This is a genomic window from Marinomonas sp. TI.3.20 (assembly GCF_038155025.1).
Taxonomy (GTDB): Bacteria; Pseudomonadota; Gammaproteobacteria; order Pseudomonadales; family Marinomonadaceae; genus Marinomonas; species Marinomonas flavescens.
The window spans coordinates 54,571-69,568 of the sequence record NZ_JBAKAS010000017.1 but is presented as its reverse complement, the minus strand read 5'-3'; the positions used below and the strand labels follow the sequence as shown (position 1 = coordinate 69,568).

The window sequence follows — 14,998 nt, the reverse complement described above, 5'->3', positions numbered from 1 at the left end:
TTAAAATGGGTTCTGGCGCTTTACAGGCCTTGTTTTAAGCTTGCGACGATAAATTGATCTAGATTGCCATCCAACACCGCGCCTGTGTTTGATGATTCCACACCGGTACGCAAATCTTTAATGCGTGACGCGTCTAGCACGTAGGAGCGAATCTGGCTGCCCCAACCAATGTCAGACTTACTGTCTTCTACCGCTTGCGCTGCTTCGTTGCGTTTCATCATTTCAAATTCGTACAATTTGGCACGAAGTTGCTTCATGGCGAAATCACGGTTAGCGTGCTGCGAGCGCTGATTCTGACACTGTACAACGATGTTCGTTGGAATATGCGTGATACGAACAGCCGAGTCCGTGGTGTTTACGTGCTGACCACCAGCACCGGATGAACGGTAGGTATCAGTACGGATATCCGCCGGATTAATCTCGATGTCTACGTTGTCGTCTACTTCTGGAGAAACGAACACAGAGGCAAATGAGGTATGTCGACGATTACCAGAGTCAAATGGTGATTTACGAACCAAGCGATGAACGCCTGTTTCAGTACGTAACCAGCCAAAGGCGTACTCGCCTTCAAAACGAATCGTTGCCGATTTGATGCCTGCTACATCGCCAGCGGAGACTTCCATCAACTCGACTTTAAAGCCTTTGTCTTCACCCCAACGCAAATACATGCGCAATAGAATGTTCGCCCAATCCTGAGCTTCGGTACCACCAGAGCCAGATTGAATATCAAGGAAGGCGCTACTGGCATCCATCTCCTTGGAAAACATACGGCGAAATTCAAGTTTGGCCAGTAGTTCTTCAAGGTCGGACAATTCAAGCCTAACCGCGTCTACGGATTCTTCATCGTCGTCTTCAACAGCAAGGTCCAATAAATCTTTGGAATCTACTAGACCGCTTTCCATACTCTCTAACGTATCGACCACGGCTTCTAAAGAAGCGCGTTCTTTACCTAGTTTTTGAGCATAGTCTGGGTCATTCCAAACATCTGGATCTTCAAGTTCTCGGTTAACTTCTTCTAGGCGCTCTTTCTTTGACTCGTAGTCAAAGATACCCCCGGAGGGTTAAAGCACGTTCAGACAGGTCTTTTATCTTAGAAAGTATCGGGTTGATTTCCATATTGGCGTCAATTTGCTATAAACAGTGTGGATAAAGTGAATCTAGAATTGTAACGAATTTACCCGCAGCATAAAATGCCATTTGCTACCTAATGATGGAAAAACAGACCATTTTTTTGTGGGCCTTGCTATCGACTGGAGTCTATATGGACAAGCCAAGCGTTTCAGTGAATATATTGGGACAAACATTTAAGATAAATTGCCCTAAAGGGCATGAAGCAGATTTGAAAGAAGCCGCTGAGTATCTAAACAATCAAATGCGCGGAATCAAAGCCGGTGGAAAAATCATCGGTTTAGAAAAGATTGCCGTATTAGCTGCATTGAATATTACTCACGATATGCTTTCAGGGCAAAAACACGCCCGTTCAAACGAGCAACAACTGCGAGAACTGACTTCACAGTTGGATTCGGCTTTAACGCATAAAACAAAAGCTGGTTAAAGAGTAATCCACGCGGATTATTCTTTAACCTATTTTTTGCATTGCAAGCTAGACAACACGAATATTCTTCATATAGCTCAGAAAACATAAGGAGTGTATGGGTGATTTCTACTAGAAGTTACTTTATACTTCCCTTGTTTCCTGGGTTGTTCGAGGCGGCTTAACGCCCTTGAGCCTATGAGTAATACCCCGGAAGGAGACTGTGAGTTTGGTGTGCATGTCCGTGCGTCGGAAAGCCTAAAAAACTTCAGATCCCTCCACCTTGAACCACTGGGTTCAAGGCCAATAGTCGAAACGGCAACTTGGGAAACTCTTTTATGCCTTCACCTTCTAATTCTAGAGAAATACTCAGACGTCAACTGCGTCAAGCCAGACGACACTTGTCCAACGAAGCACAAGCGCTTGCTGCTGAGCAACTTATTGCTCAATTCGTTACTAGCCCTTTATCTGACACTCTTTCTCAAGGTACTCGTATTGCACTTTACCTGAGCAACGATGGTGAAATTTCTCCAGATTCCTTATGCCAGTATTTTTGGCAACACAATATCGCCGTCTATTTGCCGGTTCTCGATGACAACGCACTAAAATTTGCACGCTATACCGCCGATTCTGCATGGACTGAAAATCGCTTTGGTATTAAAGAACCCATTGATTCAGACCCTATTGATGGATTAGAACTCGACGCGGTATTTTTGCCTTTGGTCGGCTTTGATGTTGAAGGCGGTCGTTTAGGCATGGGCGGTGGTTTTTATGATCGCACCTTTGAGCATAAACAAGCCCACTCCACTCCTGTTTTAATCGGATTGGCTCATGATTGCCAAGAGGTGGCTAAACTGCCAGTGGAAAGCTGGGATGTGCCTCTTGATATCATACTCACGCCCTCCTCTTTGATTCAACTTAATCCCTAGCGCCCAATACTTAGCGCCTAGCGGTGACAACAAACAAGATCAAATACAAAAAGACCGATGTGAGGCAATCTTATCGGTCTTTTTTATGCGCCACGCAGCTAGCGCTGAAGTCTCAACCAGTGCATGGATTAAAACGCCATATCATAACCAATAGAAAGAGCCATGCTTCTTGGCAGCACACTACCACCTTCTATTTTTTGCAAACCATAAGCGACATCGACGTTAAGGCGACGAAACAAGGTCAAACCTGCGGTCACATAACTCAGTTGCGTACCAGCAAAGTTCTCGCGATAACCAACTCTTAAGCCTGGTGCAAATACCGAATCACTAAAGTACGCCAGTGAAACGACGCCCCATTGGTAATCATCGCCTACTGGGTCTTTTACGCCATTGATATCGTAGGATGCAGATAAGATCCATTGCCTATTTCGTGAAGTAATCGCCCCATCAATGGTACCTTGCGCGTCCATTTTATAGGTGTCTGAAAGCGATAATTTGCCATCACCAGCCAACGCATTGGCTGCATTACAACTGCTGAGCGAAGAACCCGATAATCCAGAGCAATCGCCCAAATCACCAAAATCAAACGTGGGCTGGTTTATATTGGCAAGGGTCGCACCAAGCTGGTAATGATTGCTTACCCAAATCGCCCCCAGATCAATGCCCACGCCCGACGAGGCCGTTTTTCCGTCGGTTAACGAATCCATAAAGACATCGCTCGCATCGTCATTTTCGTCTGTTAATACCGCTAAAGAGCGACCTAACGAGATTCTATGAAAGTTAGCTTTCACACCGCCGACCAATTCGCCAACCGGTGTTCTTAGCATTAATTGACTGTAACCAAGACCAACACGAATGTCTGTGGCGGCTTTCACATACAAAGAGGTATTTGAACTCAGCTTATAATCTGCACCTGATGCTGTGGGAGTAATGTCGTCTGATAAGATATTTGCCTTACCAACAAAAGAGCCACTGGCATCCAGTATAAACGCCCCGCGCGTCCGGGTTTTATAAATGAAAGGCATAAAAGGCACTTGAGCACTGCCAGACAGCTTTACATAAGCACTATCGGCAATATCACTAATAATAGAATTAGCATCGGCTATTGCTGCGTTCGCCTCTGCCGTTGACGAATAATTAGTGCGATCGAGGATATTTTCTAAATCATCCACTCGGTCGGTAAAATGACTCACTTTACCCACTTCGTAAGACAGACCAATAGGCCCTAAAAATCCCGCTCGCCAGCTTTTACCCGCCGATGTGCTGGCCATAACATAGGGTGCTGCTGGGTTAGAAAGCGATGTGGATAAGGCCCGAGGATTCACTACGCCACTTAACGTGTAACTGGAACCAACCGGTAAATACACTGGCATGGCAGCCATGGCTGCACCGCTCAGCAGGCACATTGCTGTCAAAGTAAGAGACTTCTTCATGTTTTCAACCACGCCTTTCTTCCTTTAGGGAGTGTACAAAAGAGGTAAAGTAGATCACCTTCAATTCATAATATAGAAGAAAAGACGAACATCAACTGACTAAAAACTGACAGTGATAATTTTCCACAAAAAAACCGTGTAACGGGTACGTTAAACGGCTTTTAAGTCATTACATTAACGAATGTTAAGCAAGAATCAAAGCAGGCGACGCAATGCCTCTAGATCTTCTTCTGTATCCACACCGTGCGGCGGCAATCCATCTGCTTTCGCAACCTGAACGTTAATGCCTTGGTGTAGAAACCTAAGCTGCTCTAGCTTTTCCCACTTTTCCAATGGCGACATTGGCAAGGTGGCGTATTTTGCCAACAGACTCGCACGGTAAACATACAAGCCAATATGGCGTAGCGCTGGGAAGTCAGCAGGAAGCGACTGCGGTTGCGTTTTGTCCATGAAACCAGTGCGATCCCATGGTATTGCCGCGCGACTGAAATACAGCGCTCGCTGCTTTTCATCACACACCACTTTGACGACGTTAGGATTAAACAATTCCTCTACGTCATCAATCAAACAAGCAATGGTCGCCATTTCAGAGTCAGCGTCATCGGCCAATGCTTTGACAGTCGCATGGATAAGGGCAACTGGCAGAAACGGCTCATCACCTTGTACATTCACGATGATTTCATCTTGCTGCCAACCCATAGTAGACGCGACTTCCGCTAGACGCTCAGTGCCATTTTCATGGTCATCACGGGTCATTACGACGGGCGCGCCAAAGGTTTTTGCGGCTTGTGCAATTACCTCATGATCGGTCGCGACAGTGACAGATTTTGCACCGGCTTTTAACGCCAGCTCATAAACCCACTGCAAAACAGGCTTACCACCTAAATCTGCCATGAGCTTCTGCGGAAAACGCTGAGACGCATAGCGAGCAGGAATAACGATGTGGAAATCAGGCAAGGATACACTCATTTTTTCTCGAACTCCGGTTTTTGTGCCAGTGCATAAGCGTCTTCTAATGCCATACGGAAGGCTAAAATCACATCGGCAACTTCACGAGCAACGCCCTGCCCTGCGGCTTTATTCAATATAAAGTGACAATGACGCTGTACTAAAACATGGGCATCGCTTGGACAAAAAGACACCCCAACTTTGGGCATCACTTGCAGGTCTATCACATCATCACCCACATACGCGCTTTGCTCTGGAGTTAATTGAAGCGTTTCAACCAGCTCATCAAAGGCGGCGGCTTTATCATGACAACCCGGATAAAAATGCTCTACCCCCAAATCTTCCATGCGTTTGCGCAAAGGTGCAGAATCTTTGGCGGTAATCACCGCCACGGTAACGCCCCACTTGGGTAGCAACTTCATCGCTACCCCGTCTTTGACATTAAAACGCTTAACTTCTTCCCCTTGAGCGGAGTAAAGCAGACCACCATCCGTTAAAACGCCATCCACATCAAACACAACTAGCTTCAAGGCTGATAGCTTTTCTTTAAGGGCTTTTGCTTCTAATAACGATGGGTAAGACGCAAGAAAATCCACATCCATTGGTTAGGCGCTCGTATCTAGCGTTTCAAATGTTTTAACCAATTCATCAAGCTGTTTCATTTGCTTTAAGAACGGCGCCAATTTGCCTAATGGCAAGGCACATGGACCATCGCATTTTGCGTTATCAGGATCAGGATGCGTTTCTAAGAATAAACTGGATAAACCAAGAGACATGCCCGCTCGTGCCAATTCAGTCACTTGCGCACGACGACCATCGGCCGAATCAGAACGGCCACCGGGGCGCTGCAAAGAATGCGTTACGTCAAACATCACTGGGTATTCGAATTTCTTCATTTCGCCAAAGCCCAACATGTCCACCACCAAGTTGTTGTAACCCATCATGGTGCCACGCTCACACAGCATAAGATTGCTGTTACCGGCTTCTTCACACTTGGTCAAAATATGTTTCATTTCGTGCGGCGCTAGAAATTGTGCTTTCTTGATGTTAATAACCGCACCCGTTTTGGCCATCGCTACTACAAGATCAGTTTGACGAGAAAGAAAGGCGGGTAATTGGATTACGTCAGCTACTTCTGCAACAGCAGCACACTGGTGTTCTTCATGAACATCGGTAATCACTGGCACACCAAAGGTGTCTTTAATTTCTTGTAGGATCTTCAACCCTTCTTCTAGGCCTGGGCCACGAAAAGAGTTGATAGAAGAGCGATTCGCTTTATCAAAAGAGCCTTTAAACACATAAGGAATGCCCAATGCGCCGGTCACTTTAACGTGCTCTTCCGCCACTTTCATTGCCAAGTCACGGGACTCTAATACGTTCACACCACTAAAAAGTACAAAAGGAAGGTGGTTTGCGACTTCGATATTCGCGCCAATTTTAATAATTTTATTTCCGTGTGACATTAGTCGCTCCAGTTTATAGTTTGGTTCATGCGCTCCTCTTTAAACGGGAGCAACAAATAAAATAGCTTTTATCGATCGTAAATTTCTAGAATACCGGTCAGAGCATTTTCGTCGTTCGTGACCACCAGCAAGGTGATTTTATCACGCAACATTTGCTCTTCTGCTTGTACGATCATGATGTTTTCATTGATCGTTTTGGGGTGTGGCGTCATCAATTCAGACATTTTTTTATCAATCATACCCGCACTGTCTTTGAGCATGGCGCGGCGTAAATCGCCATCGGTAAAAATACCCAGAAGATGACCTTGTTCCTGTATCAACACCACCCCCATACGACCATGGGTCATTACTGAAATCGCCTCTTTTAACGTAGTATCAGGTTCACACACAGGTAGATTATCACTGTGCATAAGATCTTTAACTCGGGTCAGTAACTTACGACCTAAGCTGCCACCGGGGTGAAAACGCGCAAAATCTTGTGGCTGAAAATCTCGGCATTCCATTAACGCAACTGCCAACGCATCGCCCATGGCGGTGGTCATTGTGGTTGAAGTGGTAGGTGCTAAATTATTGGGACAAACTTCACGGTCGATGGAAATATCTAAGACACAATCACAATGCTTCGCTAAGGTAGAATGGGTATTTCCTACAATCGCAATACTGGGATTACCGAAGCTTTTTAATGATGGCAATAAACGCATCAACTCTTCGGTTTCACCTGAATAGCTAATTAATACCAAGGTGTCTTGTGGTTGAATCATGCCAAGGTCGCCATGAAACGCTTCGCCGGGATGAAGAAAAAAACTTGGAGTGCCTGTAGAAGCTAAGGTGGCGGCGATCTTCTTGCCGATTAAACCAGACTTACCCATTCCACAAATGACCGTTCGACCTTTACTAGACAAGATCATGCGAACGGCTTTAGCAAACTCTTCCGTCACTTGATTCGCTAGGCTGGCTAGGGCTTGAGCTTGTATTGATAAGGTCCGATGAGCACTCTCGATAAGGGTATCAGAGTGAATACTTTTAGGCTCTAAAGAAGCTTTGATAAAAGATGGACTAGTAGAAGATGGATCGCTCATAAGACATCTCTGAATAATTAAGTTAAATGATTATACAGAGGTCGAAGCAGGTCGCCTACCACAGAGCGAACTTTCCCGCTCACTCTGTGGTGACTTAGCGCATGATTACGCTATTGGTGTATTAAGGTTGCGTTATGATGTCGTAACCGCTTAACGAAGACAGCTCATGAACTGGCCGCTAATTTCTGTCAAAAAGGCCAGATAAGCACCACGATTCATCACTATGTCTGTTCCTAATGGGTCTAAAGGAACCGATTTAACCTTAGTGCCTTCTAACAATGTTTTGACGATAGCAGGACTAAATTGCGGCTCACTAAAAACACATTGCACCTTGTGCTCATTGATCATGTCACGCAGTTCGGCCACTTTTTTCGCGCCAGGTTTACGCTCTGGGCTCACTGTGACTTCCCCAACATGGTCTAAGCCATAGTGCTGCTCAAAGTAGCCGTAACCATCATGGAATACGATATAAGGTACATTTTTAACAGACGCTAAAGAGGCTTTAATTTCTGCATCTTTTTTCGCTAACCCTTTTTCAAAGGTAACGAGGTTTTGTTGATAATAGCTAGCGTTTGCTGAGTCTAGAGCGACTAATCGTTTTGTTACTGCTTCAGCAAGAACTTTGGCATTGTTTGGTGATAACCAAACATGAGGATTGACGCCTTCATGATGATGCCCTTCTTCGTGACTGGCATGTTCATCATGGTCCATATCTCCGTCATGATGCTCTTCGTGATCTGCATGATCATCATGGTCTGCATGTTCATCATGACCTACGTGCTCTTCGTGATGTTCTTCTTCATGACCTTTATCAAATTCTTGTAAGGTCATGCCTTTTAACGCCAACCATTCAATCGACGATTTTTCTTTCCCCGCATTTTCTAATGGTTTCTCTAAGAAACGTTCCAAAGATTCACCCACCCAAACGACAGTATCAGCTTGGTTGATTTTTCTAAGGTCAGAAGGACGTAACGCAAAGTCATGGGGAGAAGCAGTACTAGAAACAATTTGCTCTATATTGGCACGATCACCAGCAATAGCAGCAACCACCATAGATACCGGTTTAATACTGGTAACTATCGTAGGTTTAGCAAACAAAACCGGAGACAATACAGACACACTCAAGGCAACCAGAAGCTTATTCATTGTTGTTAAATCACTCTTAAATAAATGTTATAACGTAACATTACAAAATTACCGAGCTAGTTTCAAGTAGGTTTAACAAAGTTATTTAAAGATTAAACCCACTCACGCTACTTAAGTTGCAAAGAATTTAAGGTAATTGGGCGCACTACCAAACCGGCACGCTGGCCAATCGGCACATTGGCATTAGGGAAAATGATCGCATCACCCGTCGCTTTAACCAAATACTGACTTTTAGAAGAATGCGCTAATTCATAACCTTGCTCAAACTCGGTAAAGTTTTTAACGTCGTCAGAAATAGTCAGTTGATAATCTTCATGGTCTTTCAACAGGGCGTCCTGTACGACAAACAATTTCATTGGGTGATTGTCTAACTGAACCACGTCTGATTGAAAAAAACCATTACTGATAAGTGATGTCAGAGTGCGTTTAATCTCATCAAAACGAGACAAATCGTTTTCACCAAAAGGATATACTTTGCCTAGTTCAACCGTGAACCCATGAGCACCATGTATGGCTGAGGAGTAATACGAAAATGTGGTCGTAGGCTGGTGCGATAACAACACCGCATCAATGCCTGATGCTGCCAAAAACGCCAACTGCTCTTTATCGTATGCCGCGTCACCAATAAAAGGATATACGACAAATTTTTCGTACTCAGAGCCGCGAATAGCGGTATGCAGATCATAATGAAGACGCTGGCTTTCTTTAGGGCTGTCATTGAAAAAACTCGTTACCGCTTGCTCTAATCGCTGAGCTCTGGGTACTTCAATACCCTCATGGTTGCGCCATGCTCCGCTAAACAATCGATTTAAGTTCACATCACAGAAACGCTCAGCAATGTTGGCTGAAACAGGGTTGCCAATAATCATTAAAAGACGAACATTCAAAACAAGACGATCTTCCAAAATGGCTTTCACCAATTGATTAACCAGCTCAATAGGGCCTGTTTCGTTGCCATGAATGCCCACGGATAATACGAGATTAATGTCGGACTTTTGCTTAGGCTCCAATCTTAAAACACCTGTTTCCTCAATAAAACCAACGCCGCTGGAAAAAGCCACCTCAAAAGGAGCAAGGGCAGTAGGATTTTTTAGAGTCAGGGCAAGAAAATCATTATCAGGGATCATCATAGTTTCCATTAAAACGGCTTATTGAAGAGTCTTGAATATCTAAATAAAAAAAATTAGGCTGCTCTATCATACCTTTTTTACTCGTTAGTATCCCTTTCTCAGATACCCAAAAGGCCTGAAAGAAAAGTTAAGGTCGACTTTTAGACAGCAGACTCGAGCAGCAATCCTTTTCTTTCATTAAAAATGCCGATACCCTTTGTCTGACGCACCCTTTTACATTCCGAGACCCTTATGCCCACCACCGACGAAATCATCACTTTAGTGGATAAACACAATACTGTCATTGGAGAAATTCCTCGCCGCTTGATGAAATTTGGAGAAGATTATCACCGAGTCACCTACATCTTAGTATTTAACAAAAGTGGTCATTTAATCGTCCAAAAACGTACTGACAACAAGGCTTTTTGCCCCGGTTACTATGGCGTCTCGACCGGGGGGGTTGTCGATAGTGGTGAATCTTATATTGAATCTGCTCACCGAGAACTGGAAGAAGAGCTCGGCATAGACTTGCCACTTACTTCTCAAGGGATTTTTTTTACTGAAGGAGAAAGCTTTAGAATTTGGGGGAAAATTTATACCTGTTGCTATGATGAAAAGCGTGATGGTGAACTCAAACTTCAAGCTAAAGAAGTGGCATCTATCCACGAAATGAGTATAAATAACATACTAGAGAACCCTGACAATTTGCTTTTCACACCAGACTCTTTGGATGCCTTACGACACTATGCAAACAAACTTACTCAACCGCTGCCAAGCGATCCTGCCTAATATTATGCTTGTCGCTTTGCTTTTATCCGGCAAAGCGGTTGCTCAAGAACGTTGGCAGACAGACGCTTATATACAACAGAGTTTTATCAAAATAGCACTGGAGCGCGAGTATAAAGAGTCCAAACACCCCAAACTCATTCGCTGGGAAAAGCCCATTAAGGTATTTTTCAAAAGCGATATGGGCGATGCTCAACTTCAACGCAACCTACTCACCATACAGATGCAGCATCTTGCCCATATTTCAGGCATGCCTATCAGCTTTACACCCTACGCAAAAGACGCTGGGATTTTAATAATATTTACCTCTTATAACACCATAGAAGATAAGGTTCGAACCTATATTGGTGATCCAGAGAAAATCCGTAAAGCGCTAAATGAAGCCGTTTGTTTGGGTAACTTTCGTATCAATAAGCGCTCCGAAATAACTCGGGCGGTTATTATCATTCCTGTAGATTTCGCAAGAGAAAAAGCACGTTTGCTTGATTGCGTCGTTGAAGAAATCACCCAAACACTGGGCTTACCTAACGATTCAAACGATGTATTTCCTTCTGTGTTTAATGACGTCAGTATCGATACTTATTTAAGCCCATTAGATTATATTTTACTAAAGGCGCTTTATTCGCCTCACCTCAGACCTGGGATGACAGTAAAACAAGCCAAAGCCGCCTTTCCCAAGGTGCTCAAAGACTTACACGCTTCCGGCGATATTGACAATGCAGCCAGTCGCGTACAAATTGACAGTTTACGGAGCTATGTAGGAGACTAATCGGACGTTAGACCATCGCAAGAAAGTATGAGATAAATCAACTTCTCAGTCTTTTTTATATAACTTCCCATAAATTGTATTTATTGAATCTACTTTTACTAAGCAAGTTAGGTAAAATACCCTCACCAAAGAACTAATCGGAGAGTCTGAATGTTTCCTGAGCTCAAAAATGATCGCTTCTTGCGTGCCCTACTCAAGCAGCCTGTTGATGTAACGCCAGTATGGATGATGCGTCAAGCAGGTCGCTATTTACCAGAGTATCGAGCAAGTCGTGCACACGCTGGCGATTTTTTGAGCCTATGTAAAAATGATGCTTTCGCCTGCGAAGTAACACTTCAGCCACTTGAACGTTATGAGCTAGATGCTGCCATCCTGTTTTCAGACATTCTAACCATTCCTGATGCTATGGGCTTAGGTCTGTACTTTGAAACCGGTGAAGGCCCAAAATTCAAGCATACCATTCGTTCAAAAGCAGACGTTGACGCCCTGCCTATCACCACGGCTAACGATTTAGATTACGTGATGAAAGCCGTCACGACAATTCGTCATGCCCTAAATGGTCGCGTACCGTTAATTGGCTTCTCTGGTAGCCCATGGACTCTCGCAACCTATATGATTGAAGGCGGTTCAAGTAAAGATTTCCGCCATATCAAAGCGATGATGTACCAGTCTCCAGAAGTCCTTCACGCATTATTAGATAAGCTTGCTCAATCTGTTACGGCCTATCTTAACGGCCAGATTCTTGCTGGCGCTCAAGCGGTTCAAATTTTTGACACTTGGGGTGGCGTACTAAGCGGCCCTATGTACCAACAATTTTCACTGATGTATATGAAACAAATTATGGATGGTCTAATCCGTAATCATGAAGGTCAACAAATCCCAGTCATTGTATTCACCAAGAACGGCGGACAATGGCTAGAAAACATTGCCGCTACTGGGCCTGATGCTATCGGCCTAGACTGGACTACCGACATAGCTGAAGCTCGTGCACGTATTGGCGATAAGGTCGCACTTCAAGGCAACATGGACCCATGTGTGCTTTATGCGGATAAAGCCATTATCGAAAGAGAAGTAGCAACGGTATTAGAAGGGTTTGGTCATGGCACCGGGCATGTCTTCAATCTGGGCCATGGTATTCATCAATTTGTAGACCCTGATCAACCTAAATACATGATCGATGCAGTTCACGAACTTAGCGTAAAATACCACGAACAAAAATTCGATGACCTAGACTCATTAAATGACTTGGATTCATAACGTCAATTTGACGATGTGATTTTGCTAGCACAGAAAAAGGCGCCTGCTTTAATAGTGATTAAAGCAGGCGCCTTTTTTATTCTACGATCTTGCGTTAAGCGGCTTTGATAGCTAATAAACGATGCGTACAGGCTTCGTCTACGCGTTTATTTTGCTCACGCCAAACACCATTTTCTGTACGTTTCATACATTTAAAGCCATCATTTACATAACAACAAACATGGTCATAGCCTCTTTGGTCTAACCAAGACAATCGACCTAGTGTCATGTCCTTTCCTTGGCCGATCACAACAAATCTAAGCTGAAGATTCATGCTGCTGTTTTGAACAGAGAAACTCATTAAATTCTGCGGCACTGAGGTTCTAATAAAATGCATCTTGGCCACTTTCTGCAAACTCTGGATTAAGCGTGCCATAAATCCTTCTATTTCAGACTTGAAGACAAGAAAAGAGTCATTATTTTGCATATTACACCTCAACGATCCATCAGTGGGACAACTAATATAGACCATAACGAATTCGTCAGTAGCCAGTTTTACACGAGAGTGTTACTTTTACTTAAACAATGCATATTTACTTGTATGGAGAAAAAACAATGAAGTTAATCACCGCCATTATTAAGCCTTTTAAATTAGATGAAGTACGCGAAGCGTTATCTGAAATAGGTATTAGTGGTATTACCGTCACTGAAGTAAAAGGGTTTGGTCGCCAACGCGGTCACACTGAGCTATACCGAGGTGCAGAGTATGTTGTCGACTTTCTTCCAAAAGTGAAACTCGAACTTGCTGTTGATCTTGATCAAATGGAACGTGCTATTGAAGCAATCCAACACAGCGCAAACTCAGGAAAAATTGGCGATGGTAAGATCTTTGTTACCGATCTCGAACAAATTATCCGCATCCGTACCGGTGAAACAGGTGCCGATGCGATCTAAGCGTCTCGCTGTTTAGCCCTAAAAGTATTGTCTGAACAAAAAAGCACAATGCAAATCACCATAAAAAAAGAGGCTGAGCCTCTTTTTTTATGGTGGCGTTTGGTAAAACAGCTCACACCACCATTTTGATACTGATCCGTCCACGTAGTGGATTAACCTTTATCTGGCACCTTAATAGATACTGTTCCCAAATAGCGATTTTGACGTTTTTCTATCTGACGGAAAATAGCAATAATAACAATGCTAATCGCTAGATAAATAACCCCCGCTGCTAGAAATATTTCCATTGGCGTATACGTTCTAGCAATAATGGTTCGCGCCATACCGGTCAGATCCAGAATCGTGATGGTACTGGCCAAGGCACTGCCTTTTAACATCAAGATAATTTCATTACCGTAAGCAGGCAACACTATGCCAAATGCACGTGGTAAAAGTACACGACGGTACATTTGTACTTTGCTCATACCAACCACTTTACACGCTTCCACCTCACCCTGTGGAATCGCCTGAATAGCACCACGAAATATCTCCGCAGTGTAAGCAGAAGTATTTAAGGTAAAGGCAATAATTGCGCACCAAAATGGCTCTCGCAAAATTGGCCATAGAAAACTATCGCGAACGGCATCAAATTGTGACGCGCCATAATAAACTAAGAAAATCTGTACCAACAACGGCGTACCGCGAAAAAAGAAGATATAAGCAAATGGTACCGCGCGTATCCATAGCACAGGAGAAATGCGTGCTAACGCTACCGGTAATGCTAAAGCTCCGCCTAGTACAATCGACAAGATAACCAATTGTAAGCTAACCCAAGCCCCTTCTAATAAACGAGGGAAGTATTCTACAATTACTGAGAAATCCATCGTCTACCCTCTTGTTAAGCCACGACGTGCGCGCTTTTCCAAATAAGAAACCACAACCATAGAAACCACGGTCAATGCCAGATACATAAAAGCAGCCACTAGATAGAACAAAAAAGCCTGCTTAGTGCTGCTCACTGCAATATTAGCCTTACGCATAATGTCTTCTAGACCAACGATAGACACCAATGCTGTATCTTTTAGCAATACTAAAAATAAATTACCTAAACCTGGTAAAGCAATCCGCCAAACCTGCGGTAAAATTATTCGATAAAACTTACGAGCTGGCCCCATCCCTAATGCGACGGCTGCTTCATTCTGTCCTTTAGGAATAGACTGCAGAGCACCACGAAACACTTCTGTCGCGTAAGCACCGAACGTCAATCCTAGCGCCGTTACACCGGCAGCAAACGGACCTATTTCAATATATTTGTCGTAACCAAACACACTGGCAATCGCCATTAATACGGACGTAGCACCAAAATAAATAATCAATACTGTCAATAATTCCGGAATACCCCGAATCAAGGTCGTATAGATATTCGCAATCCACTGTAGCGGTTTTATTGACGATAACTTAGCGGCGGCGCCTAATAAACCAAGCACAAGACCAACAACTAAAGAAGCAAGAGCAAGCTCTACCGTGACCAATGCGCCTTGTAACAGCTGATGACCGAATCCATGAAGATCAATCATATTTTTTTCTCAGAATTAAGCAGAAAACAATCCCTTTGACTCAGTAACAGAGCCAA

At 43.9% G+C, this 14,998-nt stretch carries 17 protein-coding genes and 1 other RNA gene; 7 read left to right on the top strand and 11 right to left on the bottom strand.

What is annotated here, in order from left to right; translation table 11 throughout:
- Positions 1–20: 20 nt before the first annotated feature.
- Positions 21–1,116, bottom strand: a protein-coding gene (prfB, locus tag V6259_RS15790) for a peptide chain release factor 2 (protein WP_133011808.1) whose coding sequence is annotated in 2 segments (ribosomal slippage) — positions 21–1,043 and positions 1,045–1,116 — 1,095 coding nt in all. Because the reading frame shifts where the segments join, the coding sequence is not laid out codon by codon here.
- A gap of 145 nt (positions 1,117–1,261) precedes the next feature.
- Here prfB and V6259_RS15785 point away from each other — a divergent pair.
- From V6259_RS15785 to V6259_RS15775, 3 genes are all read left to right on the top strand, one after another.
- The gene (locus tag V6259_RS15785; protein ID WP_133011809.1) at positions 1,262–1,555 is read left to right on the top strand and encodes a cell division protein ZapA; all 294 of its coding nucleotides are present in this window, start codon (positions 1,262–1,264) and stop codon (positions 1,553–1,555) included.
- Between the two features lie 135 nt (positions 1,556–1,690).
- Positions 1,691–1,868, top strand: a non-coding RNA gene (gene ssrS / locus V6259_RS15780) — 6S RNA.
- A 4-nt stretch (positions 1,869–1,872) separates the two neighbouring features.
- Positions 1,873–2,463, top strand: a complete 591-nt coding sequence (locus V6259_RS15775) for a 5-formyltetrahydrofolate cyclo-ligase (RefSeq protein ID WP_341585380.1) — start codon at positions 1,873–1,875, stop codon at positions 2,461–2,463.
- A 128-nt stretch (positions 2,464–2,591) separates the two neighbouring features.
- Here V6259_RS15775 and traF read toward each other — a convergent pair whose 3' ends face one another.
- The 7 genes from traF to astE all read right to left on the bottom strand — a co-directional run bounded on the left by traF (position 2,592) and on the right by astE (position 9,671).
- Complete coding sequence (gene traF, locus V6259_RS15770; RefSeq protein ID WP_341585379.1) at positions 2,592–3,896, bottom strand: conjugal transfer protein TraF; 1,305 nt, start codon at positions 3,894–3,896, stop codon at positions 2,592–2,594.
- Positions 3,897–4,091: 195 nt separating this feature from the next.
- Entirely contained in the window at positions 4,092–4,865 is a 774-nt protein-coding gene (gene kdsB, locus V6259_RS15765) for a 3-deoxy-manno-octulosonate cytidylyltransferase (RefSeq protein ID WP_341585378.1), read from the bottom strand.
- Positions 4,862–5,446: a KdsC family phosphatase gene (locus tag V6259_RS15760; protein ID WP_341585377.1), complete on the bottom strand. Its 585-nt coding sequence runs from the start codon at positions 5,444–5,446 to the stop codon at positions 4,862–4,864. The genes kdsB and V6259_RS15760 overlap by 4 nt, the downstream gene beginning before the upstream one ends.
- A gap of 3 nt (positions 5,447–5,449) precedes the next feature.
- Positions 5,450–6,307 (bottom strand): 3-deoxy-8-phosphooctulonate synthase, encoded by an 858-nt coding sequence (gene kdsA, locus V6259_RS15755; RefSeq protein WP_341585376.1) that lies wholly within the window; start codon positions 6,305–6,307, stop codon positions 5,450–5,452.
- Positions 6,308–6,375: 68 nt separating this feature from the next.
- The gene (locus V6259_RS15750; RefSeq protein WP_341585375.1) at positions 6,376–7,386 is read right to left on the bottom strand and encodes a KpsF/GutQ family sugar-phosphate isomerase; all 1,011 of its coding nucleotides are present in this window, start codon (positions 7,384–7,386) and stop codon (positions 6,376–6,378) included.
- Positions 7,387–7,536: 150 nt separating this feature from the next.
- Entirely contained in the window at positions 7,537–8,532 is a 996-nt protein-coding gene (gene znuA, locus V6259_RS15745; protein ID WP_341585374.1) for a zinc ABC transporter substrate-binding protein ZnuA, read from the bottom strand.
- 107 nt (positions 8,533–8,639) lie between these two features.
- Positions 8,640–9,671 (bottom strand): succinylglutamate desuccinylase, encoded by a 1,032-nt coding sequence (gene astE, locus V6259_RS15740; protein WP_341585373.1) that lies wholly within the window; start codon positions 9,669–9,671, stop codon positions 8,640–8,642.
- A 222-nt stretch (positions 9,672–9,893) separates the two neighbouring features.
- Here astE and V6259_RS15735 point away from each other — a divergent pair, with 222 nt between their 5' ends.
- The 3 genes from V6259_RS15735 (at position 9,894) to hemE (ending at position 12,453) form a co-directional block, all read left to right on the top strand.
- A complete protein-coding gene (locus V6259_RS15735) occupies positions 9,894–10,430 on the top strand; it encodes an NUDIX hydrolase (protein WP_341585372.1) in 537 nt (178 codons plus the stop codon).
- The gene (locus tag V6259_RS15730) at positions 10,387–11,196 is read left to right on the top strand and encodes a DUF2927 domain-containing protein (protein ID WP_341585371.1); all 810 of its coding nucleotides are present in this window, start codon (positions 10,387–10,389) and stop codon (positions 11,194–11,196) included. The genes V6259_RS15735 and V6259_RS15730 overlap by 44 nt, the downstream gene beginning before the upstream one ends.
- Before the next feature lie 150 nt (positions 11,197–11,346).
- The gene (gene hemE / locus V6259_RS15725; RefSeq protein ID WP_341585370.1) at positions 11,347–12,453 is read left to right on the top strand and encodes a uroporphyrinogen decarboxylase; all 1,107 of its coding nucleotides are present in this window, start codon (positions 11,347–11,349) and stop codon (positions 12,451–12,453) included.
- A 94-nt stretch (positions 12,454–12,547) separates the two neighbouring features.
- On the opposite strand, the gene V6259_RS15720 is transcribed toward hemE, so the two are convergent.
- A complete protein-coding gene (locus tag V6259_RS15720) occupies positions 12,548–12,919 on the bottom strand; it encodes a hypothetical protein (protein WP_341585369.1) in 372 nt (123 codons plus the stop codon).
- 128 nt (positions 12,920–13,047) lie between these two features.
- On the opposite strand from V6259_RS15720, the gene V6259_RS15715 reads away from it, so the two are divergent.
- Positions 13,048–13,386: a P-II family nitrogen regulator gene (locus V6259_RS15715; RefSeq protein WP_133011821.1), complete on the top strand. Its 339-nt coding sequence runs from the start codon at positions 13,048–13,050 to the stop codon at positions 13,384–13,386.
- Between the two features lie 152 nt (positions 13,387–13,538).
- On the opposite strand, the gene V6259_RS15710 is transcribed toward V6259_RS15715, so the two are convergent.
- Together V6259_RS15710 and V6259_RS15705 are read right to left on the bottom strand one after the other, a co-directional pair.
- Complete coding sequence (locus V6259_RS15710; RefSeq protein ID WP_341585368.1) at positions 13,539–14,249, bottom strand: ABC transporter permease; 711 nt, start codon at positions 14,247–14,249, stop codon at positions 13,539–13,541.
- A gap of 3 nt (positions 14,250–14,252) precedes the next feature.
- A complete protein-coding gene (locus tag V6259_RS15705) occupies positions 14,253–14,942 on the bottom strand; it encodes an ABC transporter permease (protein ID WP_341585367.1) in 690 nt (229 codons plus the stop codon).
- Positions 14,943–14,998 lie beyond the last annotated feature (56 nt).

Coding starts and splice junctions, on each gene's coding strand:
- V6259_RS15785 (WP_133011809.1), top strand. CDS start 1,262: ATGGACAAGCCAAGCGTTTCAGTGAATATATTGGGACAAACATTTAAG.
- V6259_RS15775 (WP_341585380.1), top strand. CDS start 1,873: ATGCCTTCACCTTCTAATTCTAGAGAAATACTCAGACGTCAACTGCGT.
- traF (WP_341585379.1), bottom strand. CDS start 3,896: ATGAAGAAGTCTCTTACTTTGACAGCAATGTGCCTGCTGAGCGGTGCA.
- kdsB (WP_341585378.1), bottom strand. CDS start 4,865: ATGAGTGTATCCTTGCCTGATTTCCACATCGTTATTCCTGCTCGCTAT.
- V6259_RS15760 (WP_341585377.1), bottom strand. CDS start 5,446: ATGGATGTGGATTTTCTTGCGTCTTACCCATCGTTATTAGAAGCAAAA.
- kdsA (WP_341585376.1), bottom strand. CDS start 6,307: ATGTCACACGGAAATAAAATTATTAAAATTGGCGCGAATATCGAAGTC.
- V6259_RS15750 (WP_341585375.1), bottom strand. CDS start 7,386: ATGAGCGATCCATCTTCTACTAGTCCATCTTTTATCAAAGCTTCTTTA.
- znuA (WP_341585374.1), bottom strand. CDS start 8,532: ATGAATAAGCTTCTGGTTGCCTTGAGTGTGTCTGTATTGTCTCCGGTT.
- astE (WP_341585373.1), bottom strand. CDS start 9,671: ATGGAAACTATGATGATCCCTGATAATGATTTTCTTGCCCTGACTCTA.
- V6259_RS15735 (WP_341585372.1), top strand. CDS start 9,894: ATGCCCACCACCGACGAAATCATCACTTTAGTGGATAAACACAATACT.
- V6259_RS15730 (WP_341585371.1), top strand. CDS start 10,387: ATGCAAACAAACTTACTCAACCGCTGCCAAGCGATCCTGCCTAATATT.
- hemE (WP_341585370.1), top strand. CDS start 11,347: ATGTTTCCTGAGCTCAAAAATGATCGCTTCTTGCGTGCCCTACTCAAG.
- V6259_RS15720 (WP_341585369.1), bottom strand. CDS start 12,919: ATGCAAAATAATGACTCTTTTCTTGTCTTCAAGTCTGAAATAGAAGGA.
- V6259_RS15715 (WP_133011821.1), top strand. CDS start 13,048: ATGAAGTTAATCACCGCCATTATTAAGCCTTTTAAATTAGATGAAGTA.
- V6259_RS15710 (WP_341585368.1), bottom strand. CDS start 14,249: ATGGATTTCTCAGTAATTGTAGAATACTTCCCTCGTTTATTAGAAGGG.
- V6259_RS15705 (WP_341585367.1), bottom strand. CDS start 14,942: ATGATTGATCTTCATGGATTCGGTCATCAGCTGTTACAAGGCGCATTG.